The sequence below is a fragment of the Pararhizobium sp. DWP3-4 genome (genome assembly GCF_049898205.1).
In the GTDB taxonomy this organism is placed as follows: Bacteria; Pseudomonadota; Alphaproteobacteria; order Rhizobiales; family Rhizobiaceae; genus Pararhizobium.
Map to the genome: position 1 here is coordinate 167,717 of NZ_JAFCXF010000007.1, position 24,616 is coordinate 192,332.

General features: G+C 61.4%; 23 protein-coding genes. 13 read left to right on the top strand and 10 right to left on the bottom strand.

Features of this window, described 5'->3' with window-relative positions:
• Window positions 1-487: 487 nt before the first annotated feature.
• The 5 genes from ACP7E6_RS19230 to ACP7E6_RS19250 all read left to right on the top strand — a co-directional run bounded on the left by ACP7E6_RS19230 (window position 488) and on the right by ACP7E6_RS19250 (window position 6,949).
• Window positions 488-2,086, top strand: a complete 1,599-nt coding sequence (locus tag ACP7E6_RS19230; RefSeq protein ID WP_426231325.1) for a peptide ABC transporter substrate-binding protein — start codon at window positions 488-490, stop codon at window positions 2,084-2,086.
• Between the two features lie 58 nt (window positions 2,087-2,144).
• Window positions 2,145-3,068 (top strand): oligopeptide ABC transporter permease OppB, encoded by a 924-nt coding sequence (gene oppB, locus ACP7E6_RS19235; protein ID WP_426125794.1) that lies wholly within the window; start codon window positions 2,145-2,147, stop codon window positions 3,066-3,068.
• Window positions 3,061-4,188 (top strand): ABC transporter permease, encoded by a 1,128-nt coding sequence (locus tag ACP7E6_RS19240; protein WP_426231326.1) that lies wholly within the window; start codon window positions 3,061-3,063, stop codon window positions 4,186-4,188. The genes oppB and ACP7E6_RS19240 overlap by 8 nt, the downstream gene beginning before the upstream one ends.
• A 1-nt stretch (window position 4,189) precedes the next feature.
• Window positions 4,190-5,791, top strand: a complete 1,602-nt coding sequence (locus tag ACP7E6_RS19245; protein ID WP_426231327.1) for an ABC transporter ATP-binding protein — start codon at window positions 4,190-4,192, stop codon at window positions 5,789-5,791.
• A gap of 246 nt (window positions 5,792-6,037) precedes the next feature.
• On the top strand, window positions 6,038-6,949 hold the full coding sequence (locus tag ACP7E6_RS19250) for an SMP-30/gluconolactonase/LRE family protein (protein WP_426231328.1): 912 nt from the start codon (window positions 6,038-6,040) through the stop codon (window positions 6,947-6,949).
• Window positions 6,950-6,954: 5 nt separating this feature from the next.
• On the opposite strand, the gene ACP7E6_RS19255 is transcribed toward ACP7E6_RS19250, so the two are convergent.
• A complete protein-coding gene (locus ACP7E6_RS19255; RefSeq protein WP_426231329.1) occupies window positions 6,955-7,869 on the bottom strand; it encodes a DMT family transporter in 915 nt (304 codons plus the stop codon).
• 270 nt (window positions 7,870-8,139) lie between these two features.
• Between ACP7E6_RS19255 and ACP7E6_RS19260 the strand changes: the two genes are divergently transcribed.
• The 3 genes from ACP7E6_RS19260 to ACP7E6_RS19270 all read left to right on the top strand — a co-directional run bounded on the left by ACP7E6_RS19260 (window position 8,140) and on the right by ACP7E6_RS19270 (window position 12,071).
• Window positions 8,140-10,449: an FdhF/YdeP family oxidoreductase gene (locus tag ACP7E6_RS19260; protein WP_426231330.1), complete on the top strand. Its 2,310-nt coding sequence runs from the start codon at window positions 8,140-8,142 to the stop codon at window positions 10,447-10,449.
• Complete coding sequence (locus tag ACP7E6_RS19265) at window positions 10,449-10,748, top strand: hypothetical protein (RefSeq protein ID WP_426231331.1); 300 nt, start codon at window positions 10,449-10,451, stop codon at window positions 10,746-10,748. The genes ACP7E6_RS19260 and ACP7E6_RS19265 overlap by 1 nt, the downstream gene beginning before the upstream one ends.
• A gap of 258 nt (window positions 10,749-11,006) precedes the next feature.
• Window positions 11,007-12,071: a DUF475 domain-containing protein gene (locus ACP7E6_RS19270; protein WP_426231332.1), complete on the top strand. Its 1,065-nt coding sequence runs from the start codon at window positions 11,007-11,009 to the stop codon at window positions 12,069-12,071.
• Window positions 12,072-12,347: 276 nt separating this feature from the next.
• Here the strand turns inward: ACP7E6_RS19270 and ACP7E6_RS19275 are convergent, their stop codons facing one another.
• The 5 genes from ACP7E6_RS19275 to ACP7E6_RS19295 form a co-directional block, all read right to left on the bottom strand.
• Entirely contained in the window at window positions 12,348-12,515 is a 168-nt protein-coding gene (locus ACP7E6_RS19275; protein ID WP_318414815.1) for a hypothetical protein, read from the bottom strand.
• Between the two features lie 220 nt (window positions 12,516-12,735).
• A complete protein-coding gene (locus tag ACP7E6_RS19280) occupies window positions 12,736-14,253 on the bottom strand; it encodes a tripartite tricarboxylate transporter permease (protein WP_426231333.1) in 1,518 nt (505 codons plus the stop codon).
• A gap of 9 nt (window positions 14,254-14,262) precedes the next feature.
• Window positions 14,263-14,754: a tripartite tricarboxylate transporter TctB family protein gene (locus ACP7E6_RS19285; RefSeq protein WP_426231334.1), complete on the bottom strand. Its 492-nt coding sequence runs from the start codon at window positions 14,752-14,754 to the stop codon at window positions 14,263-14,265.
• Entirely contained in the window at window positions 14,751-15,695 is a 945-nt protein-coding gene (locus tag ACP7E6_RS19290) for a Bug family tripartite tricarboxylate transporter substrate binding protein (protein WP_426231335.1), read from the bottom strand. The genes ACP7E6_RS19285 and ACP7E6_RS19290 overlap by 4 nt, the downstream gene beginning before the upstream one ends.
• A 261-nt stretch (window positions 15,696-15,956) precedes the next feature.
• Window positions 15,957-17,024 (bottom strand): ABC transporter substrate-binding protein, encoded by a 1,068-nt coding sequence (locus tag ACP7E6_RS19295; RefSeq protein WP_426231336.1) that lies wholly within the window; start codon window positions 17,022-17,024, stop codon window positions 15,957-15,959.
• 78 nt (window positions 17,025-17,102) lie between these two features.
• On the opposite strand from ACP7E6_RS19295, the gene ACP7E6_RS19300 reads away from it, so the two are divergent.
• Both ACP7E6_RS19300 and ACP7E6_RS19305 read left to right on the top strand, forming a co-directional pair.
• On the top strand, window positions 17,103-17,777 hold the full coding sequence (locus ACP7E6_RS19300) for a response regulator (RefSeq protein WP_426231337.1): 675 nt from the start codon (window positions 17,103-17,105) through the stop codon (window positions 17,775-17,777).
• Window positions 17,777-19,186: a sensor histidine kinase gene (locus ACP7E6_RS19305; protein ID WP_426231338.1), complete on the top strand. Its 1,410-nt coding sequence runs from the start codon at window positions 17,777-17,779 to the stop codon at window positions 19,184-19,186. Before ACP7E6_RS19300 ends, ACP7E6_RS19305 begins: the two co-directional genes overlap by 1 nt.
• On the opposite strand, the gene ACP7E6_RS19310 is transcribed toward ACP7E6_RS19305, so the two are convergent.
• A complete protein-coding gene (locus tag ACP7E6_RS19310) occupies window positions 19,183-19,305 on the bottom strand; it encodes a hypothetical protein (RefSeq protein WP_274534236.1) in 123 nt (40 codons plus the stop codon). The two genes, ACP7E6_RS19305 and ACP7E6_RS19310, sit on opposite strands and share 4 nt — an antisense overlap.
• Before the next feature lie 151 nt (window positions 19,306-19,456).
• Entirely contained in the window at window positions 19,457-19,654 is a 198-nt protein-coding gene (locus ACP7E6_RS19315) for a hypothetical protein (protein WP_426231339.1), read from the bottom strand.
• 28 nt (window positions 19,655-19,682) lie between these two features.
• Here ACP7E6_RS19315 and ACP7E6_RS19320 point away from each other — a divergent pair, with 28 nt between their 5' ends.
• Together ACP7E6_RS19320 and ACP7E6_RS19325 are read left to right on the top strand one after the other, a co-directional pair.
• A complete protein-coding gene (locus ACP7E6_RS19320; protein WP_426231340.1) occupies window positions 19,683-20,678 on the top strand; it encodes an MDR family oxidoreductase in 996 nt (331 codons plus the stop codon).
• A gap of 44 nt (window positions 20,679-20,722) precedes the next feature.
• On the top strand, window positions 20,723-21,157 hold the full coding sequence (locus ACP7E6_RS19325) for a DUF1801 domain-containing protein (protein WP_426231341.1): 435 nt from the start codon (window positions 20,723-20,725) through the stop codon (window positions 21,155-21,157).
• Between the two features lie 64 nt (window positions 21,158-21,221).
• On the opposite strand, the gene ACP7E6_RS19330 is transcribed toward ACP7E6_RS19325, so the two are convergent.
• On the bottom strand, window positions 21,222-22,001 hold the full coding sequence (locus tag ACP7E6_RS19330; protein ID WP_426231342.1) for an ABC transporter substrate-binding protein: 780 nt from the start codon (window positions 21,999-22,001) through the stop codon (window positions 21,222-21,224).
• A 142-nt stretch (window positions 22,002-22,143) separates the two neighbouring features.
• Window positions 22,144-22,971 carry a cupin domain-containing protein gene (locus ACP7E6_RS19335; RefSeq protein WP_426231343.1) on the bottom strand — a complete coding sequence of 276 codons (828 nt, stop codon included), beginning with the start codon at window positions 22,969-22,971 and terminating at the stop codon, window positions 22,144-22,146.
• A 232-nt stretch (window positions 22,972-23,203) separates the two neighbouring features.
• On the opposite strand from ACP7E6_RS19335, the gene ACP7E6_RS19340 reads away from it, so the two are divergent.
• Window positions 23,204-24,472 carry a 4-aminobutyrate--2-oxoglutarate transaminase gene (locus tag ACP7E6_RS19340; RefSeq protein ID WP_426231344.1) on the top strand — a complete coding sequence of 423 codons (1,269 nt, stop codon included), beginning with the start codon at window positions 23,204-23,206 and terminating at the stop codon, window positions 24,470-24,472.
• The last annotated feature ends 144 nt before the right edge of the window (window positions 24,473-24,616 follow it).

Sequence of the window (24,616 nt, forward strand, 5' to 3'; positions counted from 1 at the left end):
ATCCGGGTTTGGCAACCGCTGTAGCGGCGGAAATGCGATTGTTGAGCATCCGGAAACGTTACAGGTCGAGTGCTGCGGACAATTTATCCTGTATTTTTTTGCTGAACCGAACAAAGCAATCTGAGATTGAAATAGAATCGTCGCACGCGGGTCATGCGTGCGTGATCCTCGACCAGCGGTCGCACCCTCAAAGATGGTGTTGTGCACAATCACTTTCGCAAGACGGCCTCTCACGCACGCATATTACGTAAACCGCCGGAAATAATTGGGAAGCTTGCGCGGACGCTGCCGGGAGACCTTCGGGAACAACACCACACAACACAACTTAATTAGAAAATGGCGAGATTGAAATGCAACCACGGCGCTAGTATTACCTGTCAGCGAGCGACATGGCGCCACCATGGGCGACATAAAGAGCCTTGCCACTGGAAAAGATTTGGCATTCTATCGCCGCCTCACAACCTAAAAAAAGGGGACGGATAACAAAATGACACTGGCAAAAATCAACCTCCGCGCAGCGATGTTGCTTGGATCAATTCTCATCGGCGCCAGCCCTGCGCTTGCAGAAACCGTTCTGCATCGCGGCAATGCCGGCGAACCGCAGACGCTCGACCAGGCGCATACCTCGATCAACATCGAAGAATTTATTCTGAAGGACCTCTATGAAGGCCTGACGATCTATGATGCAGCCGGCAAGGTCGTTCCCGGTGCCGCCGAAACCTGGGATCTGTCAGACGATAATCTCGTCTACACCTTCAAGCTTCGCGCCGACGCCAAGTGGTCGGATGGCTCTCCGGTCACAGCCGGGGACTTCGTTTTCTCGCTCCAGCGCGTTGAAGATCCAAAGACGGCTGCCGGTTATGCCAACATCCTTTTCCCGATCAAGAACGCCGAAAAGGTCAATAAGGGCGAAGTGCCCGTCGATCAGCTGGGCCTGAAGGCCATCGATGACAAGACGCTGGAAATCACTCTTGAGCGCCCGACTCCGTTCTTCCTTGAGCTTCTCGCCCACCAGACCGCCCTGCCGGTTTCCAAAGCCAGCTTCGAAAAGAACGGCGCCGATTTCGTCAAGCCGGGCGTGATGGTGTCGAATGGAGCCTACAAGCTTGTCGCCCATACGCCGAACGACAGCCTGACGACCGAAAAGAACCCGTCCTATTGGGACGCGGCCAACGTCAAGATCGACAAGGTGATCTTCTACCCGATCGACGACCAGGCAGCCTCCGTCCGCCGCTTCGAAGCCAAGGAAATGGACCTCGCCTACAACTTCTCGGCCGACCAGCTGGAACGCCTGCGCAAATCCTACGGCGAGCAGGTCCGTGTTTCACCGACGCTTGCGACCTACTACTACGCTTTCGACACCCGCCAGGAGCCCTATAGCGACGTGCGCGTTCGCCGTGCGCTCTCCATGGCCGTCGATCGCGACTTCCTCGCCAAGGAGATCTACTCGGGCTCGCAGTTGCCGTCCTATTCGATGGTGCCTCCGGGCATGGCAAGCTACGGCGATCCTTCAAAGGCGGATTTTGCCGACAAATCACAGCTCGACCGCGAAGACGAAGCGCTCAAGCTGATGAAGGAGGCCGGCTACGGCGAGGGCGGCAAGCCGCTCGATATCGAGATCCGCTACAACACCAACCCGAACCATGAACGCGTGGCAACTGCCGTTGCCGATATGTGGAAGAACACGTTCGGCGCCAAGGTGTCGCTGGTCAATCTCGACGTATCCTCGCACTACGCCTACCTGCAGGAAGGCGGCAAGTTCAACGTCGCCCGCGCTGGCTGGGTGGCAGACTATGCCGACGCCGAAAACTTCCTGGCGCTCAGCCTGTCCTCGAACAAGACGTTCAACTACGGGCATTTCGAGAACCCCGAGTTCGACGCTCTGATGAAGAAATCCTACGAAGAGATCGATCCGACTGTCCGCTCCAAGTCGCTTCATGAAGCCGAAGCATTGCTGATGAAGGAACAGCCGATCGCACCGTTCCTGACCCAGGCCGATCTCTGGCTGGTGTCCGACAGGGTGAAGGGTTGGCAGGATAACGCGGTCAACGCGCACCTGAGCCGCTTCCTGAGCGTTTCCGAGTAACGGATTCTGACGCGCGGCGGCCCGTTGTCGCCGCGCGTCACGGTCAGAGAGTATAGCCATGATCTCCTTTGTCCTGCGCCGCCTTGCGAGCGCCGTGCCGACGCTGTTTATCGTCGTCACGATTTCCTTCTTCCTGATGCGGTTCGCTCCTGGCGGTCCCTTTAATCTCGAACGTCCGCTGCCGCCACAGACGATGGCGAACCTGATGGCGACGTATCATCTCGACCAACCGCTCTGGAACCAGTACCTCACCTACATCGGCAATGCCGTCACCGGCGATTTCGGCCCCAGCTACATCTACAAGGACAACACCGTCGCCGAACTGATCGGCAAGGGTCTTCCCTATTCGATGGAACTCGGGTTCTACGCGCTGCTTCTGGCCCTGGTCGGCGGCGTGCTTGCCGGCACGATCGCGGCGCTGCGGCAAAACAGTTTCCTCGATTTCCTGATCATGTCGGTCTCGACCGTCGGCGTCACCGTGCCGAACTTCGTCGTCGGCCCCGTCCTCACGCTCATCTTCGCCATCACGCTCGCCTGGCTTCCTGCCGGCAGTTGGGGCGATGGCTCGCTGCGCTTCCTGATCCTGCCGATGATTGCCCTTGCGCTGCCGCAGCTGGCGGTCTTTGCGCGGCTGACGCGCGGCTCGATGATCGAGGCGCTGCACACCGATCATATCCGCACGGCCCGCGCCTACGGCCTGCCATCGCGCACGGTGGTCATTACGCACGCAATGCGCGCCGCCATGCTGCCGGTGGTATCCTATCTGGCGCCGGCGGCTGCAGCCCTGCTCACCGGCTCGGCCGTCGTCGAGACGATCTTCACCATTCCTGGCGTCGGCCGCTATTTCGTGCTCGGCGCAATCAACCGCGATTACACGCTGGTCATGGGCACCGTGGTGCTGATCGCCATCTTCGTCATCGTTTTCAATCTCCTGGTCGATATTCTCTACGGCCTTCTCGATCCGAGGGTTCGCCATGACTGATATCGTCACCACGGAACTGCCGCCGGAAACCGCCAGCAGAAGCCTGTTCCAGCTCGCCACCATGCGTTTTCGCCGCAACCGCGCCGCCATGGCTGGCTGTGTGACGCTGTTGCTGATCACCCTGTTTTCGTTCCTCGGCCCCTATTTCATCAGCCATACCTATGACCAGGTATTTCCGTCCTATGTCTCGATCCCGCCAAGCTTCGAGCCACGGCCGGATGCGTCCAGCCTGCAGGCCGTGATGGAGGGTGTTGCCGGGCGGGCACGCGTCGATCTGAAGGAATTTGCTGTCGAAGGCCAGACCTTCACCGCCACCGTGACCTCCGACGCGCCGATCGATCCGCGCACCACACGTTATTTCGACCGGGCCAACGAATTCGACAGCACGCAAGTCGTCGCCACCGAAAACGATGGCAAGACGCTGAAGCTCACGGGTAGCGTGTCGCGGGAGTATTTCCTGTTCGGCACGGATTCGAACGGCCGCGACCTCATGGCCCGCGTCATGCTCGGCGGCCAGATCTCGATCGCCGTCGGCCTGCTCGCCAGCCTCGTTTCGCTGAGCATCGGCGTTCTCTACGGGGCGACTTCGGGCTATATCGGTGGCCGCGTCGACAATGTCATGATGCGGTTTGTCGAAATCCTCTATTCGCTGCCTTTCGTGTTCCTTGTCGTCGTCCTCGTCGTCTTCTTCGGACGCTCGTTCATCCTGATCTTCCTCGTCATCGGCGCGGTGGAATGGCTGGACATGGCCCGCATCGTGCGCGGCCAGACATTGGCCCTGAAACGGCGTGAATTCATCGGCGCCGCGCAGGCTCTCGGGCTGACCGACTGGCAGATCATCCGCCGCCACATCATTCCGAACACCATCGGCCCTGTGGTGGTCTTCGTTACTGTCGTGGTGCCGAAGGTCATCCTGCTCGAAAGCTTCCTGTCCTTCCTCGGCCTTGGCGTCCAGGCGCCGCTGACGAGCTGGGGCGCGCTGATTGCCGAAGGTGCCAACAATATCCAGTCGGCACCCTGGCTCCTGATCTTCCCGGCGATCTTCTTCGTCCTCACCCTGTTCTCGCTCAATTTTGCCGGCGACGGCCTGCGCGATGCGCTCGACCCGAAGGACCGCTGACATGAACGATAAACAGGAAACAATTCTCGCCGTCCGCGACCTCAAGGTCACCTTCACGACCCCGGATGGCGACGTGCAGGCGGTCAAAGGCATAGATCTCGACATCAAGGCCGGCGAAACGCTAGCCGTGGTGGGCGAGAGCGGCTCCGGCAAGAGCCAGACGATGATGGGCATCATGGGCCTGCTGGCCGGCAACGGCCAGGTCACCGGATCGGCAAAGTATCGCGGCGAAGAACTGGTCGGGCTGCCGCTCAAAGCGCTCAACAAGGTGCGCGGCGCCAAGATCACCATGATCTTCCAGGAACCGATGACCTCGCTTGATCCTCTCTATACGATCGGCCGGCAGATCGCCGAACCGATCGTCCATCACCGGGGCGGCAACTTCAAACAGGCCCGCGCCCGCGTGCTGGAACTACTGGAATTGGTCGGCATTCCCGATGCCAAGCGCCGCATCGACAGCTATCCGCACGAAATGTCCGGCGGCCAGCGGCAGCGCGTGATGATCGCCATGGCGCTCGCCAACGATCCCGACATCCTGATCGCCGACGAACCGACGACGGCGCTCGACGTTACCATCCAGGCGCAGATCCTCGATCTGCTGAATTCGCTGCAGGCTAAGTTCGGCATGGCGGTGGTGCTGATCACCCACGATCTCGGCATCGTCAAGCATTTCGCCAGCCGGGTCGCGGTAATGCGCCGGGGCGAAGTGGTCGAGACCGGAACGACGGCGGATATCTTCGAGCGTCCGCAGGCCGAGTACACCAAGATGCTGCTGGCCGCCGAGCCGCATGGCCGCAAGCTTTCTCCCGGCGACAAGGCACCGATCATCCTCGAAGGCACGAATGTCGCGGTCGATTATGCCACCGGCGGCGGCCTGTTCGGCAGCTCGGCAGGCGTTTTCCGCGCCGTCGATGGCGTCAGCATCCGGTTGAGGGAAGGCCAGACCATCGGCATTGTCGGCGAATCCGGCTCCGGAAAATCGACGCTCGGCCGCGCCTTGCTGCGCCTGGTGCCGAGTACCGGCCGCTATCAGTTCGGATCGACCAATATTTCCGACTTCGGCCGTTCCGCCATGCGGCCGCTGCGCCGGCAATTGCAACTGGTCTTCCAGGACCCCTACGGCTCCCTGTCGCCGCGCCAGACGGTCGGGGAAATCATCACCGAGGGCCTCTATGTCCACGAGCCGCAACTCAGCCGCGCCGAGCGCGACAAGCGGGCGATCGAGGCGCTCAAGGAAGTTCGTCTGGATCCGGCGGCCCGCAACCGCTATCCGCACGAATTCTCCGGCGGCCAACGCCAGCGCATCGCCATCGCGCGTGCCATCATCCTGAAACCCAAGGTCGTCATTCTCGACGAACCGACCTCGGCGCTCGATCGCTCCGTCCAGGGCCAGGTCATCGACCTTCTGCGCGATCTGCAGAAGGCGCATGGGCTGTCCTACATCTTCATCAGCCACGATCTCTCGGTGATCAAGGCGATGTCGGATTATGTGGTGGTGATGAAAAACGGCAAGATCGTCGAGGAAGGCGATACCGACGCGATCTTCGAGGCGCCGCGCGAAAACTACACCCAGACCCTGATGAGCGCCGCGTTCACGGCGTGACGGTTTCTGGAATACCCTCTGTCCCTCCGGGATATCTGCCGCCAGCGGGGGAAAAGAATAATCTCCCCCCTTGAGGGGGAGATGTCGGCATCGCCGACAGAGGGGGGTGGAAACCACACGCATCAAGCTTACCCGCCTTACATCGATTTTCTCCACCAACCAATTTCGGTTCCGAAATTTATACGATAGTCTCCCCCCAAAGCCGGACGCGCAAGCGCCGGGCAACGGCATATCCGGAGTACGATCGTGACCAGCCCATCGCTTTACGAAATCCACGACCCGCGTTTCCGTTCGCTGATCGTCGGCAGCGCCGTTCTCGAAGAACTGTATTCCGGCTGCCGCTGGGCCGAGGGTCCGGTCTGGTTCGATGACGCGCAGCAGCTATTGTGGAGCGATATTCCCAACCAGCGCATGCTGCGCTGGGTGCCGGACGGCGGTGTCTCGGTCTATCGTTATCCCTCGAATTTTGCCAATGGCCACACGCGCGACCGGCAGGGGCGGCTGATCTCCTGCGAACACGGCACCCGCCGTGTCACCCGCACCGAGGCGGATGGCTCGATCACCGTGCTGGCCGACAGTTTTGAAGGCAAGCGGCTGAATTCGCCCAATGACGTCGTGGTGCGCTCCGATGGCAGCATCTGGTTCAGCGATCCGACCTACGGCATCCTGTCGGACTACGAGGGCTACAAGTCGGCGCCGGAACAGGACAAGCGCAGCATCTACCGGCTCGATCCGGTGACAGGCGCACTGACGGCGGCAGCCAGCGATTTCCTCCAGCCAAACGGCCTTGCGTTCTCGCCGGGCGAAACCAAGCTCTATGTCGCCGACAGCGGCACCAATCCGGACGATACGGCACCGGCCCATATCCGGGTCTATGATGTGGAAGGCACGCGTCTGACCAATTCCGGCATCTTCTGCCATCTCGATGAAGGCCGACCGGATGGATTTCGCCTTGATACCAACGGCAATCTCTGGACCAGCGGCGGCCATGCGGTGCATTGTTTTGCCCCGGACGGCACGCTCCTCGGCAAGATCCGCATCCCGCAGGGCGTCTCCAACCTCACGTTCGGCGGTCCGCGCCGCAACCGGCTGTTCATCACCGCGACGGAGTCGGTCTATTCGATCTACGTGACGGCGACCGGCGCTCAACGGCCGTAAGGCCGTTATTCCTTGAGCTCGCCCCGGTGCTTCAGCTGCTGCTCGCGGAAGAAGATGAACAGGCCGGAGGCGATGATCAGCCCTGCGCCGACGACCACGGTCCAGCGCGGCGTATCGCCGAAGAACATCCAGCCGAACACCACCGCCCAGAACAGCAGCGTATATTGCAGCGGCACGACGGTTGCCGCATCCGCGAGCTTCAGCGAACGGCTGACCAGCAGATGGGCCATCATCGCGACGATGCCGAGCAGGCACAGCGCAAACAGCGCCTGCATATCCATCGGTGCCCAGCCGGCGGTATTGGCACCGACGCCGACCAGCGAAAAGATCAGCGCGCCGCTCAGCTGCCAGAAGATCAGCGTCGTATCCGGCGTCGAGCGCAATGTCCGCCCGAGAAGCAGGGCGAAGGCAAAGGCAGCGCTGCCGACCAGCGCGATCAGCGCCGGCAGGGAAAAGCTCTTGGCCGAGGGCTCCAGCGCAACGATCACGCCGGCAAAGCCGATCAGGATCGCCGTCCACCGCCGCCAGCCGACTTTTTCGCCCAATAGAAACGGCGAGGCCGCAGCCACATAGATCGGCGCTGCCAGCCAATAGGTCATCGCATCGGCAAGCGGCATATAAGCGACGGCATAATAGAACGCGGACGCATCGACGGCGAACAGCAGCGAGCGCAGCGCATGCAGCCATGGCCGATCGACCTTAATCAGGCTGCGCCAGCCGCGCTTGATGAAAAACGGCGTCAGCACGACCAGCGCCGCGATGCTGCGGATCGTCATCAGCTGGGGAACGGAATAGGTCGAGACCAGCCATTTGCCCATGACGTCGTTGAGCGAAAACATCAGCATGCCAAGCAGCATGATCAGCACGCCGTTGCGCGCGGCGTTCGATGAGTGGGCGATAGATGTGGTTTCGGCGGTCATGACATCGGTTCCGGCAGACATGCGTCGCAGTCGCACATTCCGGCCGAACGATCCAGTCGCGAAAAGGCATAGGTCCATCAACAATTGGAATGCCGGGGTCAGGTGCGACATTCTGGAGTACCTGCGGGCAAGTCAGTTCAATAGAAATTCTCTATCGCTAGATGCGACACGCCGGCTTGAACCAAAAGCAGAATTCGCTCAGAAGCCTCCATACACCGTATTTTTGATCAGGTTTCTTCTATCGGCTGCGCGCCAGGGATCGCTGCGTTCATGGGCAAGACTGTTTTCATCGGCAAAGCCTCCAGTGCCGCCGGCGGCTGGGGCGCGTTGAAGAGTTGCGGCAAGCGGCTTTTGGAAAGCGGCTCGCCGATTTCGGGTGCGCGTGCCCTGTTGAAGGCCAATCAGCCGGACGGTTTCGACTGCCCCGGCTGCGCCTGGGGTGACCCCGCGCACGGCTCCTCGTTCGAATTCTGCGAAAACGGCGTCAAGGCGGTGGCCTGGGAAGCCACCGACAAACGCACGCCGCCTGATTTCTTCGCTGCCCATAGCGTCGCGGCGCTCCAGTCCTGGAGCGACTACGAACTGGAACAGCAGGGCCGGCTCACCCATCCGATGCGCTATGATCGCGCAACCGACACCTATGTGCGCGTCAGCTGGGACGCTGCCTTTGCCGAGATCGGCGAAATCCTCAACAGCTTCGACACGCCGGACCGGGCAGAATTCTACACGTCCGGCCGCGCCTCCAACGAAGCGGCCTTCCTTTACCAGCTGTTCGTGCGGCTCTACGGCACCAACAATTTTCCCGATTGCTCCAACATGTGCCACGAGGCCAGCGGCATCGCCATGAAGCAGGCGATCGGGGTCGGCAAGGGTACGGTGCTTTTGGAGGACTTCGAAAAAGCCGACGCCATCTTCGTCATCGGCCAGAACCCCGGCACCAACCATCCGCGCATGCTGGGCGACCTGCGCCGGGCCGCTCAACGCGGCGCAAAAATTGTGGTGTTCAATCCCGTGCGCGAACGCGGGCTGGAACGTTTCGCCGATCCGCAGGACAAGCTGGAAATGCTGCGCGGCGGCTCGACCGAGATTGCCAGCGACTACTTCCAGCCGCGGCTGGGCGGCGACATGGCGGCGGTGCGCGGCATGGCCAAGGCCGTTTTTGCGGCTGACGATGCAGCTCTTGCAGCGGGCGATCCCTCGGTTCTGGATCATGAATTTCTGGCGCAGCACACAACCGATTTCGAAGCCTATCGTATTGCCGTCGAAACGACCGGCTGGGCCGAGATCGAGGACCAGTCCGGCCTGACGCGCCTGGAGTTAGAACGTGCGGCCGAAACCTATCTCGGCGCCGGGCGGGTGATCTGCACCTGGGCGATGGGCGTGACGCAGCACCGGCATTCGGTCATCACCATCCGCGAGATCGCCAATTTCATGATGCTGCGCGGCAATATCGGCAACCCCGGCGCCGGTCTTTGCCCGGTGCGCGGCCATTCCAATGTGCAGGGCGACCGCACCGTCGGAATCAACGAAAAAGCGCCGGCAGCCTTTCTCGATGCGCTGGAACAAGAATTCGATTTCAAGGCGCCGCGCAAGGAGGGCCATAATGTGCTTGCCGCCATCGGCGCGATGCTGGATGGCTCGGCCCGGGCCTTCATCGGCCTTGGCGGCAATTTCGCCCGCGCCACCCCGGATAGCCCGATCATCGGCAAGGCACTCTCCACGCAGAAGCTGACGGTGAATATCGCCACCAAGCTCAATCATTCGCACCTGATGCCGGGCGAGGTCAGCTTCATCCTGCCGTGCCTTGGCCGCACCGAGATCGACCGCAACTCGAAGGGCGTCAGCCAGATCGTCACCGTCGAGGATTCGATGAGCATGGTGCACGGCTCAGGTGGTATCAACAAACCGGCCTCGCCGGAACTGCGCTCCGAAGTCGCCATCATCGCCGGCATCGCGGCTGCGACCGTCGGGTCGACCAAGGTCGATTGGGAAGCCCTTGCCGATGATTACGATCTGATCCGCGATCATATCGCCAATGTCATTCCCGGCTTCGAAGATTACAACGCGCGCGTCCGCAAGCCGCGCGGTTTTCACCTGCGGAATGCCGCTTCCCATCGCGAATGGGAGACACCAGCAGGCCGCGCCGCCTTCTGGACCGGCCCGCTACCCACCGCCGTCGAGCATCAGGTCGCCCGTAGCCAGGATGCGGTCTTTGTGCTCCAGACTTTTCGCTCGCACGACCAGTACAACACGACGATCTACGGCATGAACGACCGTTATCGCGGGGTCTATGGCGAACGCAGCGTCATCTTCATCAACCCGGCCGACCTTGCCGAACTGGGTGCTGAAGCCGGTGACCGCGTCGATGTGATCGGCAAGTATGATGACGGCGTTTCCCGCATCGCCAGCGATTTCCGGCTGGTGCCCTACGATATCCCGCGCGGCTGTGTTGCCGGTTATTATCCGGAACTCAACGTGCTGGTGCCCCTGTCAAGCGCCGGTGATGAGAGCGATACGCCGACATCGAAGTCGGTCCTCGTGTCGTTCCGCACCCAGGCTACGGCCGCGGACGCCGCCTGATGCCGGAACACGTTACAGAGGCAGAATTCCTGGCCCGCGTCGATGCGATGCGGGCGCAGGACCCGGTGCTTTCGCCGCTGACGGCGGGGATCATGGGTGCTGTGTTCGTGGGGATCGCCACGGACAGCCGCACTTTCGCAAAGCTGTTCGGCATCGAACACGCCCTCGTTCTACGCGAGATCAACCAGCTGTCCGGCCCGGACGCGCCAGTCGAAATCACCCGCCGGGATGCCCGCACGCAGCGAACGCATCTCAAACTTACGGTAAAAGGTGAGGCACTTTGCCGCCGCATCCCTTGACCTTGGCCAAAGGCTTGCTAAGTAAGGAACGACTCCGCAGTGCAGGGCATTTTCAACACGCCTGCTGAGCAAACCTGATACCGGGCCCCTCTGGCGAGAATTTACGGCGCTCTCGTGATGTCGGTATTACCCCGCAAATAAGCCGGCGGATTGTAAGCAAATGACACTCCATATCATGCGTTCCTCGCATGCCGTTCAGGGCATGTGGGATGTCTCCAGCTATTCGGCGCTCAGCCTCAACGGGGCGGAGGTGCGGCCATGACAACCGCTCCCCAGCCATCCACCCTCAGCTATTTCAAATGGTCCTTCATCGTCACCGCAGTGGGTCTTGCGCTCGGCGCTTGGCTCGGCTGGACGACCACGGGAACGATCGGCGGCATGGCCACGGTCTTCTTCATTTGTACGGTGCTTGCCGTGCTGGAAATCTCGCTGTCCTTCGACAACGCCATCGTCAACGCCAACAAGCTCAAGGAAATGACGCCGGTCTGGCAACAGCGGTTTCTGACCTGGGGCATCCTCATTGCCGTTTTCGGCATGCGGATCGTCTTCCCGCTGCTCATCGTCGTCATCGCCGCCCAGATCGGACCGATCGAAGCGCTGGTTCTGGCCGCAGCACGCCCGGAAGAATATGCCCGCATCATGAACGAGGCGCATCTGCCGATCGCCGCGTTCGGCGGTACCTTCCTGATGATGGTCGGCCTGAAATTTTTCTTCGACCATGAGAAGGACGTGCACTGGATCCAGGTGCTTGAACGCAACATGTCCCGGTTCGCCTCGATCAAGGGCGTTGAAATCGCCTTCGTTCTGGCTGTGATCCTGATCTTCTCGTCGCTGCTTGAAGGCGAAGAATCCACCACGTTCGTCTATTGCGCCATCTACGGTCTTCTGACCTTCCTTGCAGTGGAAGTCGTCGGCGGCCTGCTCGACGCGTCGCAGCAAACGATGAATGCAGCGGCAAAGGGTGGTCTTGGCGCCTTCATCTATCTCGAAGTGCTGGACGCCAGCTTCTCCTTCGATGGCGTCATTGGCGCCTTCGCCCTGACGCAGAACCTCTTCGTCATCGCCATCGGCCTTGGCATCGGCGCCATGTATGTGCGCTCGATGACGATCATGCTGGTGGAAAAGGGTACGCTTGCCGAATACCGCTACCTGGAGCACGGCGCGTTCTACGCGATCCTGATCCTGTCCGTGATCATGTATGTCCAGACGCTCTTCCATATCCCGGAAGTCATCACCGGCCTTGGCGGTGCAGCGCTGATCGGCATCTCGCTCTGGTCGTCGATCAAACACAACCGCCGCGAACAACTGAGCGGCGCGCACTAACCAAACAGCACATACAAACAGAGATGCCGTCCGTCAAAAGCGGGCGGCATTTTTTATGTCTGGATGGCCGGAATCTTAAACACGGAAATATCCTTCGCTTGACGCCGTCCGTCGTGAGGGCTCGAAATCCACTTACACATGGCCGTTGCATTGCCCGAGAGGGTGCTGGGGCCACCAACCTCCGGACCCTATCCGCGAGGGACAATCGTGCCCCCGAAACGCAAAAAGCCCACCAGCGAGTGGTGGGCTTTCCGGAGTTCATGGCGATGGCTGGGTTCAGCCGCGCTTGACGGAATGGAAGTTCGCCGGGTTGATACCGAGCGTATAGAGGTCGCGGTCCAGCGGACGGCGGTTGCCCTCTACTGCTGCGGCAGCGGCCGTGGCCGCGCCAAAGATGGCAATGGCATTACCGAAAAAGCCTCGGGCAGATTTACGGGCACTCATCTCTTTAACTCACTTTCCTAAGTTGTTGTGTCTTGTTCGACGAGATGAATATGCGGTCTGCAACCCTTGTTTACAAGGCACAGGAATTCATCCCAGCCATGCAAATAGCAAGGGCCCGGTTAACCCGTGAACTGCTCTCCAATCGTTGGCGTCCAACTTTTGGAGAGCAGTTCACTTGAGCCAACCGGGCCCTCGCGTGCGACGATCTTGGGAGGAACCGTCAGTCTTCGTTTGCGGCCAGCTGCGAGAGCACCTGGCCCCGGCCGCGAGCCCGCAGGATCAGCGGCACGATCAAGGCGGCGGCGGCCACGGCAAGCAGCACGGCTGCAACCGGGGAAGTGAACAGCACCGTGACATCGCCCTGGCTGATCGCCAGCGCCCGGCGCAGTTGCTGCTCGGCCAGCGGTCCAAGGATCAGGCCGACGACGACGGGGGCGATCGGATAGCCGAAGATGCGCATGCCGTAACCGAGAACACCGAACGCCAGAAGCATGCCGAGTTCGAACACCGAAGGATTGGCGCCGATGGTGCCGAGTGTCGCAAACAACAGGATGCCGGCATAAAGCCACGGCTTCGGGATCGTCAGAAGCTTCACCCAGAGGCCGACCAGCGGCAGGTTGAGCACCAAAAGCATGAAGTTGGCGATCAGCAGCGACGCGATCAAACCCCAGACCAGCTCCGGATTGGTCGCAAACAACAGCGGACCGGGCTGCAGACCATATTGCTGGAAGCCGGCCAGCATGATCGCTGCGGTCGCGGTGGTCGGCAGGCCGAGTGTCAGCAGGGGCACGAGCGTACCGGCAGCCGAGGCATTGTTGGCCGCTTCCGGACCGGCGACGCCTTCGATGGCACCATGGCCGAACTCTTCCGGATGCTTCGACAGCCGTTTTTCTGTGGCATAGGAGAGGAACGTGCCGATTTCGGCACCGCCTGCCGGCATTGCGCCGATCGGGAACCCGATTGCCGTTCCGCGCAGCCAGGCCTTCCAGGAGCGCGCCCAGTCCTGGCCGGTCATCCAGACGGATCCCTTGACCGCCTCGATCTTGTCCGGCCCCTGATCGCCCTGTGCGGCGATGTAAAGCGATTCACCGATGGCAAACATCGCGACCGCCAAGGTCGTCACTTCGATCCCGTCCAGAAGGTCGGGAACGCCGAAGCTCATGCGGGCCTGGCCGGTCAGCTGGTCGATGCCGATAATGGCCAGCGCGAAGCCGATGAACAGCGAGGTCAGACCGCGCAGCGTCGAATCGCCAAAGGCGGACGACACGGTGACGAAGGCGAGAACCATCAGAGCGAAATACTCGCGCGGACCGAAGACAAGCGCCAGCTTGACGACGAACGGCGCGATGAAGGCAAGCCCGAGCGTTGCGATCAGGCCGGCGACGAACGAGCCGATGGCGGCCGTTGCCAGCGCCGGTCCGCCACGCCCCTTGCGGGCCATCTTGTTGCCCTCGAGCGCCGTGACGATCGAGGCACTTTCGCCGGGCGTGTTGAGAAGAATGGATGTGGTCGAGCCGCCATACATGCCGCCGTAATAGATGCCGGCGAACATGATCAGCGAACCGCCCGGATCCAGTCGGTAGGTCACCGGCAAAAGCAGCGCCACGGTCAGCGCAGGGCCGATGCCCGGCAAGACGCCGACGGCGGTTCCAAGCGTCACGCCGATCAAGGCGTAGAACAGATTCATCGGCTGGGCGGCGACGACCATGCCGTGCAACAGGAAATCGAAAGTAGTCATGTCAGCGCCTTACCAAAACAGGTGTTCAAGCGGACCGGCGGGCAACGAAAGCTGCAGCAACCCGGCAAAGACCAGCCAGACGCCAAGACAGAGCACGACGCCGATCGGGATCGTGAACCAGAGCTTCCGCTTTCCGAACGCGGCTGCAGTTGCAGCGAACAAAAGCCCGGTGGCGATTGAGAAACCCAGCGGCTTCAGCGTCAGCATCTGCGCGGCCAGACCGCCGACGATCCAGATTACCGGGCCGAACTCCTGACGCTCGCGCGCCGGAAAATCGCCGCGCAGGGCCTCGAATACGGTCCACGCAGCCAACAATAAAAGCACACTGGCGATCACGAAGGGAATGGTCGCCGGGCCGATACCGGAATAGCTGGTGATCTTGGCAAGCCGCGACGTATCCCAGAAGATCAGGCCGGCGAGACCGGCGAGGAAGACGGCAATGACAAGCGCCGCCCTGTCAGGGCGGCGTGTCTGCGTCGAAGGGGTGCTACCCTTGCTCATTGAACCAGACCAATGTCCTTAAGGACGGCTTGGGTTGCGGAAACGTCCTTGGCGAGCTGCGCCTTGAACGCGTCACCGGCCAGATAGGTATCCGTCCAGCCCTTGGTCTTCAGGGTTTCCTGCCAGCCGGCCGACTTGGCGAGCTTTTCGATATCGGCCGAAACAGCAGCCTTCTGCTCGTCGGTCAGGCCGGGAGCTGCGGCAACCATGCGCCAGTTTTCAACCACGACGTCGAGGCCGCCTTCCTTGATGGTCGGGGCGTCGATGCCGGGCAGGCGCTCTGGGCTCGACATGGCAAGCAGGCGAAGCGTGCCGGCCTTGATCTGCGATTCGAACTCGCCGTAACCGGAAATGCCGGCCGTGACCTGGCTGCCGAGAATGGCCGCAAGGGCTTCGCCGCCGCCGGAAAACGCGATGTAGTTGATCTTGGTCGGGTCAACACCGGCCGCCTTGGCAATCAGGCCGACCGCAATATGGTCCGTGCCGCCGGCCGAGCCGCCACCCCAGGAAACAGCGCCCGGATCCTTCTTCAGCGCTTCGACGAGGTCACCCATCGACTTCAGTGGCGAATCGGCCGGAACAACGATGGCCTCATATTCGCCGGTCAGGCGCGCAATCGGGGTTACGTCGTTGAGCGATACCGGCGACTTGTTGGTCAGGATGGCGCCGACCATGACGTAACCGCCGACGATCAGGGCATTGGCGTTGCCGGCCGACTGGCTGGCGAACTGTGCGAGGCCGATCGTGCCGCCGGCGCCAGGTACGTTCTGAACCTGAACGTTGCCGGAAATGCCTTCGGCTTGCATGACCGACTGGATCGAGCGGGCCGTCTGGTCCCAGCCGCCGCCCGGATTGGCCGGTGCGATGATGGTGTAGTCAGCTGCAACGGCCGGCAGGGCGAGAGCGCCGGCGAGAATGGATGCCAGAAAAAACTGTTTCAAAGGGTAGTCCTCCGTCAGGCGCGCTCGTTAGGCGGCGCGCATAGTGTTCATCTTTGCGGACGGGGATGGCTCACGGTCGAATCAGCTGCGGCAGCCTTTGTGGCTCGCCGTTACGCCGGGTCTGGTGAAACTCCTCCCATACGCCTCGATCATCCGCCTCCACGGATAATGAAGAACTGCAAGGCACCATATGAAGCTGACATTTACCTGACATCGGGTGGGACCTTGCCGCATTAATGTCCCTTAATTTTTGGTTTTCGTCTACTGCAGCCGCAAAACTTCGTTCCAGCGGGCAATCAGCCGCGCCCGCTTCACCTGATCGAGATAAACCATCAGTCCGGGGCTGACCGGAACCGGCTTCAATTGACCGCCCAGCATCTCGCGCATCGTGTTGGCGGTGTTGGCGCCTGCCACATCCGGGCTGACCGCAGGGATCTGCAATTCGCGCGCCATGATCGTCTGGCCTTCCTTCGACATGAAGAATTCCAGATAGCGGCGGCCGAGATCCGGGGTTGCGGCCGCCTGCGGCACCAGCCCGATGCGCGACATCACGACGGTGTAATCGCGCGGCAGCACGATGCCGACATCCGGATGGCGCGAGGCCCAATCGGCGGCATAGGAGCCGAGAATATTGTAGCCGAGCACGAAGCGGCCATCGGAGACGCGCTCCAGGATGGCCGAACTGGTGGAATAGAGTTTGACCCCGGCGGCCCCCATCGCCTGGATCACCGACCAGATATCGCCGAACTGTTCCTGATCGCGCGCCATGAACAGGAAACCGACGCCGGATCTCTCGATATCGTAGGTGCCGATCTTGCCGAACACCGCGCTGCCCTGACGTTTCAGATAATCGACGAACTCCGCCCGGGTCGAAGGCGGTTTCTCCTTGGTAAAACTCGGCTTGTGATAGACGAAGACCGCCGGTTCGAACGTCAGCGCATAGGCCGTGTTGCGCCAATTGGCCCAGGCCGGCCAGCGGCCGCTCATCGGCATGTCGCTGCGCTGGGCATAGCCGTCATTGCTGAGTTTCACCTGCAGGTCCATCGCCGACGAAAAGGCGAAATCCGCGGTCTTTTCGCCGGCATCGGTCTCCTTGACGATCCGGTCGTAGATCTCGCCGGTCAGCATATCCTCGTAGCGCACGGCCACATCTGGATTGGCCGCCTGGAAACCGATGATCATCGGCCGCGCCAAGGGTTCGTCGAGCGAGGAATAAACGACGACGGTCGGTGCCGCCGCATTGCCTGAGCGCGCCGGAAACAGCGTCAGCTGGGCGGCGGCCGTCGTTGAAAATCCACAGAGAAGACAGAGAAGGGGAAGGAAACGCATAAAACGATATTGCCGCAGCGTCGGCCCGTTCACAAGCGCCAGCACGCCCGATAGAGTGACGTCAGGGAGACAGCGGATTTGCGAATACTACTGGTCGAGGACAATACGGCGCTTTCGGAAGGACTTGTCGCGATCCTGCGCGGCAGCGGCTATGCCGTGGACGTCGTTCACGACGGCGCCTCGGCCAATGCCGTCACAGCCACGGAAACCTTTGATCTCGTCATCCTCGATTTGAACCTGCCGGAAATGGACGGGCTGGACGTGCTGCGCTCGATGCGCGCACGGCAAAACAAGGCGGCGGTGCTGATCCTGACGGCGCGCGGCACGCAGGAAGAAAAGATCAAGGGGCTCGATCTCGGCGCCGACGACTACATGATCAAGCCGTTCGACATCAGCGAATTCGAGGCCCGCGTGCGCGTTCTGCTGCGCCGGCAGGCCGGCCTGCGCTCGTCGCTTGTCAGCTATGGCAAGATCTCGCTTGACCTCAATTCGCGTACCTTTTCGGCCGACGGCATCACCGTCGATATCCCAGCGAGGGAACTGGGTCTTCTGGAAATCCTGTTCATGCGCGCCGGCAAGGTGGTCGCCAAGGAATCGATCATCCAGTCGTTGACGGCGTTTGACGACGATCTCAGTGCCAATGCCATCGAGCAATATGTCAGCCGGTTGCGCAAGCGCCTGGCGCCGCACGGGCTGACGGTACGCACCGCGCGCGGCATCGGCTACTATCTCGACAAGATGGCGGACGCCTGATGGCACGCCGTGCCTATTCCCTGCGCCGGGGGCTTTTGGCCTGGCTGCTGATCTCCACCGTCGTCATCGGCACCATCGCCCTGATCGACACCTATCGCGAGGCGGTGAAGACGGCGAACATCGTCTCCGACCGGGTTCTTGCCGGTTCGGCACTGGCGATTGCCGAAAGGGTCGTGGTCGCCGAAGACGGGTCCCTCGAAGTCGATATCCCCTATGTGGCGCTGGAAATGCTGACCTCGGCAGCACAGGACCGCGTCTTCTACCGGGTCGATGGGCCGCCGGGCCAGTTCATCACCGGCTACCAGAACCTGCCCTCGGTCGCCGATCTCAACGGCCAGTCCGCCGTCTATACCGACGCGCAGTTTCGCGGCGAACCGATCCGGGTGGCAGCCCTGGAGAGATCGGCGTCAACCGGCATCCACTCCGTACCCTTCGTCGTCACCGTCGCGGAAACGACCATCGCCCGGCGGCAGCTGACGCAGGCGATTCTTCTGCGCTCGGCATTCCGGCTGATGATGATGATCCTTGGCGCCGCGATCATCGTCTGGATCGCGGTGACTTTTTCGCTGCGGCCGCTGTACCGGCTGGGCGATGCCATTGCCGAGCGCAGCCCCGACGATCTGCATCCGATCGATCAATCGGTGCCGAGCGAAGTGGAGGGACTGGTCGAAACGGTCAATTCCTTCATGGTGCGGCTGCAATCGGCGCTCGATGCGCTGCGCCATTTTTCCGGCAATGCCAGCCACCAGCTGCGCACGCCGCTGGCGATCATCCGCACCCAGCTGGCGCTTTCCGCCCGCGCCACGACGCTGGAGGAGGCACAGGCCGCCGCCCGCAAGGGCGACGAGGCCGTCGCCCATGCCGAACGCATCCTGGCGCAATTGCTGCTGATGGCAAAGATCGACGCTGCCGGCTCGAAGGAGCCGCAGCCGCTTGAGATCATCGACCTGATGGCGCTGGCGCAGGAGATTACCGGCGACCGCGTGCCCGGCGCGGGTGAGGCCGGCATTGATCTCGGTTTCGAGGGCGAGGGCAAGGCGCTGATCCGGGCGGAACCGCTGCTGATCGGCGAACTGCTGCGCAACCTGATTGAAAACGCCATCGCCTATGCCGGCAAGGGGGCGGAGGTCACGGTCCGGGTCGAAACGGAAAAAGACGGCGTCCGGCTCGACGTCGAAGACAACGGCCCCGGCATCCCGCCGGAGAACCGGCAGGTCGTGCGCCAGCGTTTTGCCCGCGGCGGACGTGGGCAAGCACCGGGGATGGGGTTGGGACTTCCGATCGTCGAAGAAATCGCCGGACTGTTCGGCGGACATCTTGCGCTAGGAGAAGGGCCGGAGGGCAAGGGGCTGAAAGCCTCGGTAACATTTCCGGCCGCGATAGCTGGCCCGGCCGCTACATCTGCCTAGCGGTTGCGACCTGTCATGAGAGAGGTCGTTTCACGGGTCTGAACGAGAAGGATCGCGTTCCAGATCATCTGGACAAAACCGCGATCAGACGGGCTCGACAGCTTGCGCTGCGAAAACATGGTATGCTCCATTGGTTTGTTGCGAGGGTGAGATAGCACTCCGACATGTATTTCGCCAGAGGGCGGAAAGCAAATCTGCCCTGCGCGGCAAGCATGGCAGATATCTCGAAATTAATTCATGCGAAATACATGATGCTTCAAGTAAATCCACTCAATATATAATTGCTCTTTCGCCGATAATTGCCTGATGAATCAATGGTTTGCTTACGAACCCCAAAACAGCGCCGTCGGCAGGTTTCTTCGCGCCTTTTGAGGGTTCGAAAGAACCGGTTTCGCGCGTCTCCAGTGGAATAGCGGCGTCGCTTTCGCGTCTGTCGTCGAAATGGCTTTTGGCTTTTTCCCATGCCATGCTGCGTCAAAATTGATGGGAGAAAATCATGACGGACCACTTCAGGGCACTGGTGATCGACGACCAAGATGGCAAACCGGTGGCCGGCTTTCGGGACTTGGCACTTGCGGATCTGCCCGATCACGACGTGCTGGTCGAGGTCTTGTTTTCGACGCTGAATTACAAGGATGGCCTCGCCATTTCCGGCAAGGGCCGCATCGCCCGCCGGCTGCCGATGGTGGCCGGGGTCGATCTTTCCGGCATCGTCGTCGAATCCAGTAATCCGGACTGGAAGACCGGCGACAAGGTTGTCGTCAATGGCTGGGGCATGTCGGAAACGGAATGGGGTGGCTACACCCGGTTCCAGCGCTTGAAACCCGAATGGCTGACGCGCCTGCCGGAGGCGTTCACGCTTGAAGAGAGCATGGCGATCGGCACCGCAGGTTATACGGCCGCCCTTGCGATCGAAGCGCTGGAAGCCTGGGGCAAGATCAAAGCGGATGCGCGCGAAATTCTGGTCACCGGTGCCGCGGGTGGCGTCGGCTCTGTCGCTATCACGCTGCTGGCAAAGCGCGGTTATAGGGTCACCGCATCCACCGGCCGGCCGGAAACCTGCGATTATCTGTCGGCCCTCGGCGCGACTGGTTTCATCGACCGGGCCGAACTTGCCGCAAAGGGCGCAGCACTTCAGAAGGAGCGCTGGGCAGGCGCCATCGACTCCGTCGGATCCACGACGCTGGCCAACGTTCTGGCGCAGACCGTCCAGAGCGGCGCTGTTGCTGCCTGTGGCCTCGCCGGCGGCGCCGATCTGCCTGCAACCGTCATGCCGCACATCCTGCGCGGCGTCGCATTGCTCGGGATCAATTCGGTGACGGCACCACACACCGAGCGCGACAGGGCCTGGGCCATTCTGGCGGAAAGCCTCGACCGCCGGCAGCTTGCGGCGATGACGACGGTCGAGCCGCTGTCGCGCCTGCCGCAGCTTGCAGAAGACATCGTCGCTGGAAAAATCCGTGGCCGCGTCGTCATCGACGTCACGAAATAGGCCAGCGCTCAGGGGATAAGTCCACCGCAGCCGGGGAGCGTGTCATGACCAGCCAGCCCGTACCCGAAGCCGTCGCCGAAGCGCTCGGGCGGTATCCCGAGCCGATCAGACTACGGCTGCTGCAGATCCGTGACCTCATCCTTGCCGTGGCAGCCGAAACCCAAGGTGTCGGCCCGCTGACCGAAACGCTGAAATGGGGCGAACCGGCCTATCTGACCGAAGCCAGCAGAAGCGGCACGACCCTCCGTCTGGGCGTGTCCAAGTCGGCGTCCGATTACTGCGCTGTGTTCGTCAGCTGCCAGACCACTCTGATCGCCACTTTTCGTGCGCATTTTGCCGATGACTTTGCCTTCGAGGGCCAGCGCGCGCTCCTCGTTCCGGCAACAGGCCCTTTGCCCCGGGAACCGCTGGCGCTCTGCCTGCGCGCAGCGCTGACGTATCATCGGCAGAAGGCGAAACGGAAAATCCGGCCGGCCTGACCACGCCCGCCACTTGCGTGGCAGGCGATCGAGCGATGGTTTCGCGGAATGCCGGGTTCGGACCTTACCGCATCGTGTAGACGTCGATGGTGAAGTATTTGTCGTTGATCGTCTTGTAGGTGCCGTCGGCACGAATGTCGGCAAGTGCCTTGTTCAGCTTTTCGCGAAGATCGTTGTCGTCCTGGCGAAGGGCTATCCCGACGCCGTCGCCGACGAATTTCGGGTCGGTGATCGGTTCGCCGATCAACTCGCAGCATTTGCCGTCATTGTTCTTGCTGACCCAGTCCAGCATCGGCAGCATGTCGCCGACTTCCATGTCGAGGCGGCCATTGGCCATGTCGAGATTGGCTTCGTCCTGCGTCGGGTAGAGCTTGATCTCCGCATCGGGATAGACGGACGCAATATATTCGGCCTGTGTGGTGCCGGACTGCGCGCCGATGACCTTGCCCTTCAGCGCCTCATTGGTAAATGCGGTGATACCGGCACCCTTTGCCGCAACATGCGTCATGGCCGCCATGTAATAGGGATCGCTGAAGGAGACCTGCTTCTTGCGCTCTTCGGTGATGAACATCGAGGCGATGATCATGTCGTATTTCTTGGCGATCAGCCCGGGAATGATGCCATCCCAGTCCTGCGCCACCACTTCGCATTCGACCTGCATCTTGGCGCACAGCGCCAGACCGATATCGACATCAAAGCCACCGATCTTGCCGGCGGTATCGACGAAATTGAAGGGAGGATAAGCGCCCTCCGTGCCGATTCTGAGCTTCTCGGCAGCATTGGCAGGCGTCATGGAAAAGGCAGCGGCACAGGCCAAAGCCAGTGCGATCAGATGTTTTTTCATGTGTTCAGTTCCCTTTTTGCGCACCGTTTGCCGGTGCTTGATGGAAACTCTATGCCTGAAATGTACATAAACGAAATAGATAGAGACAATAGCCGGTATAAATCCGCTTGATCGGCAAATTGGAAACCGTGATGGAAAAGCGCTAGAACGTCGGTGGCGTGTTGATCCACAGAAGCACCGTCTCGCCGTCATGGCGGTTCGACCAGGCGTGGTGACGGCGGCTGTTGAAATAGAGGGAATCGCCGGGGTTCAGATCGTGAAACTGATCGGAATCCAGCACGAATTCCACCCGGCCGGAAAGCACATAGACGAATTCCTCGCCCTCGTGCTTGTAGGCACCCTCGCTGGAAGCGCCCGGCTCGAGAACGAAACGATGGCAATCCATCTGGTTGCGGCCCTCGGCCAGCAGTTGCACCGTCAGACCCGGCGTCGTGCGCGGCCATGTCCGCCATTCACCGGCGCGCACCAGCGCCCGCACGTCCGGCTCGTCTTCGCCGGACAGGCTCGAAACTGTCGTCGAAAAATATTCGGCAAGATTATGCAGGACAGCGACAGAAACCCCCTGCGAGGTCCGCTCCAGCGTCGAAAGAACCGAGGCTGCGATCCCGACATCGCCAGCCACCTGCTCCAGCGTCTTGCCGGCGGCGTGGCGCAGGCTCCTGAGCTTGCGGCCGACCTGTGATTGCGGGGCTGCATCGCCGGTGGCGGGCTGGCCAGCATCGTCGAGCTCACTCGCCTCCAATTCCAGCGCCTCGCGGATCGCAGCAGGGTTGAGACCGCGTTCGGCGCGAAACCACGAAATCCGCTTCAGCTGGGCAACATCGCCCTCGCTATATTGCCGGTGCCCGGTAACGGACCGGTCCGGCACAACCAGTCCTTGCGTCTCCCAAAGGCGTAAGGTCGATGCTGAGACACCGGCAAGCCGTGCGGCTTCCGCGACCTTGTAGCGTATCTTCATGGCATCACTCATAAGCCGTCCTGTGACATCTTCAAGCCGCCCATGCGCGCTGTTTCTGCCCTGGCACACCAGGCACCAGTGCGTACGCGAGAATCAGCTTGGATAACACCTCTGCCGGCTGGAAACCCATTCCCGGCGCTGCTTCTCAAATCACAAAATTTGATTTGCAAACCTACAGAAAAAATATAGGATTTCCAAGAAATCTGCAACCGAAAACGCTCCACGCAACATCAGGATGATACCCGTGACCAGTTTGACCGATCGCAAGAACGCAGCCATTTCCCGCGGTGTCGGCATGACCACGCAGATCTATGCGGATCGTGCCGAGAATTCCGAAATCTGGGACAAGGAAGGCAATCGTTACATCGATTTCGCCGCCGGTATCGCCGTCGTCAACACCGGCCACCGCCATCCGCGCGTCATCGAAGCCGTCAAGAAGCAGCTCGACCGCTTCACCCACACCTGCCACCAGGTCGTGCCTTACGAAAACTATGTCGAGCTGGCCGAGCGGTTGAATGCCATCCTGCCGGGTGATTTCGCCAAGAAGACGATTTTTGTCACCACGGGTGCGGAAGCAGTCGAGAACGCCGTAAAGATCGCCCGCGCCGCAACCGGCCGTCAGGCTGTCGTCGCTTTCGGCGGCGGCTTTCACGGCCGCACTTTCATGGGCATGGCGCTGACCGGCAAGGTCGTGCCCTACAAGGTCGGCTTCGGCGCCATGCCGGCCGACGTCTTCCATGTGCCCTTCCCGGTCGAACTGCAAGGCGTATCCGCCGACCAGTCGCTGGCTGCCCTGAAGCGCCTTTTTGCCGCCGACGTCGATCCGAACCGGGTCGCCGCCATCATCATCGAGCCTGTGCAAGGCGAAGGCGGCTTCTATCCGGTGCCGACCTCCTTCATCAAGGCGATCCGCGACATCTGCGACCAGCACGGCATCCTCCTGATCGCCGACGAAGTGCAGACCGGCTTTGCCCGCACCGGCAAGCTGTTTGCCATGGAACATCACGGCGTTGCGGCCGACCTCGTGACGATGGCCAAGGGTCTTGGCGGCGGTTTCCCGATTGCCGCCGTGACCGGCCGCGCCGAGGTCATGGACGCTCCGGGCCCTGGCGGCCTCGGCGGCACCTATGCCGGTAACCCGATAGGCGTTGCCGCTGCCCATGCCGTTCTCGACATCATCGAAGACGAGAAGCTGTGCGAGCGCGCCGAGCAACTCGGCGGCCGCCTGAAACAGCGCCTCGCTGCCATTGCCGAGCAGGTCCCGGAAATCGTCGATATTCGTGGTCCGGGCTTCATGAATGCGGTCGAGTTCAACGACGTGAAGACCAATCTGCCAAGCGCCGATTTCGCCAACCGCGTCCGCCTGATCGCACTCGAAAAGGGCCTGATCCTGCTGACCTGCGGCGTGCACGGCAACGTCATCCGCTTCCTCGCGCCGATCACCATTCAGGACAATATCTTCGCCGAAGCGATGGACATTCTGGAAGCCTCGATCCTGGAAGCCCGCACCTGATTTCAGGCGTTGGCATAACATAGTCTATCGGGCAGCGGCGCCACGCTGCCCGATGGACCCGGCTGCCGTTATCGGCTACCGGCATTGTTCCCGCGACGAAACATGCCGCCCTGCGTCGCTGCGCAGACTGCCAGAAAGGATCCT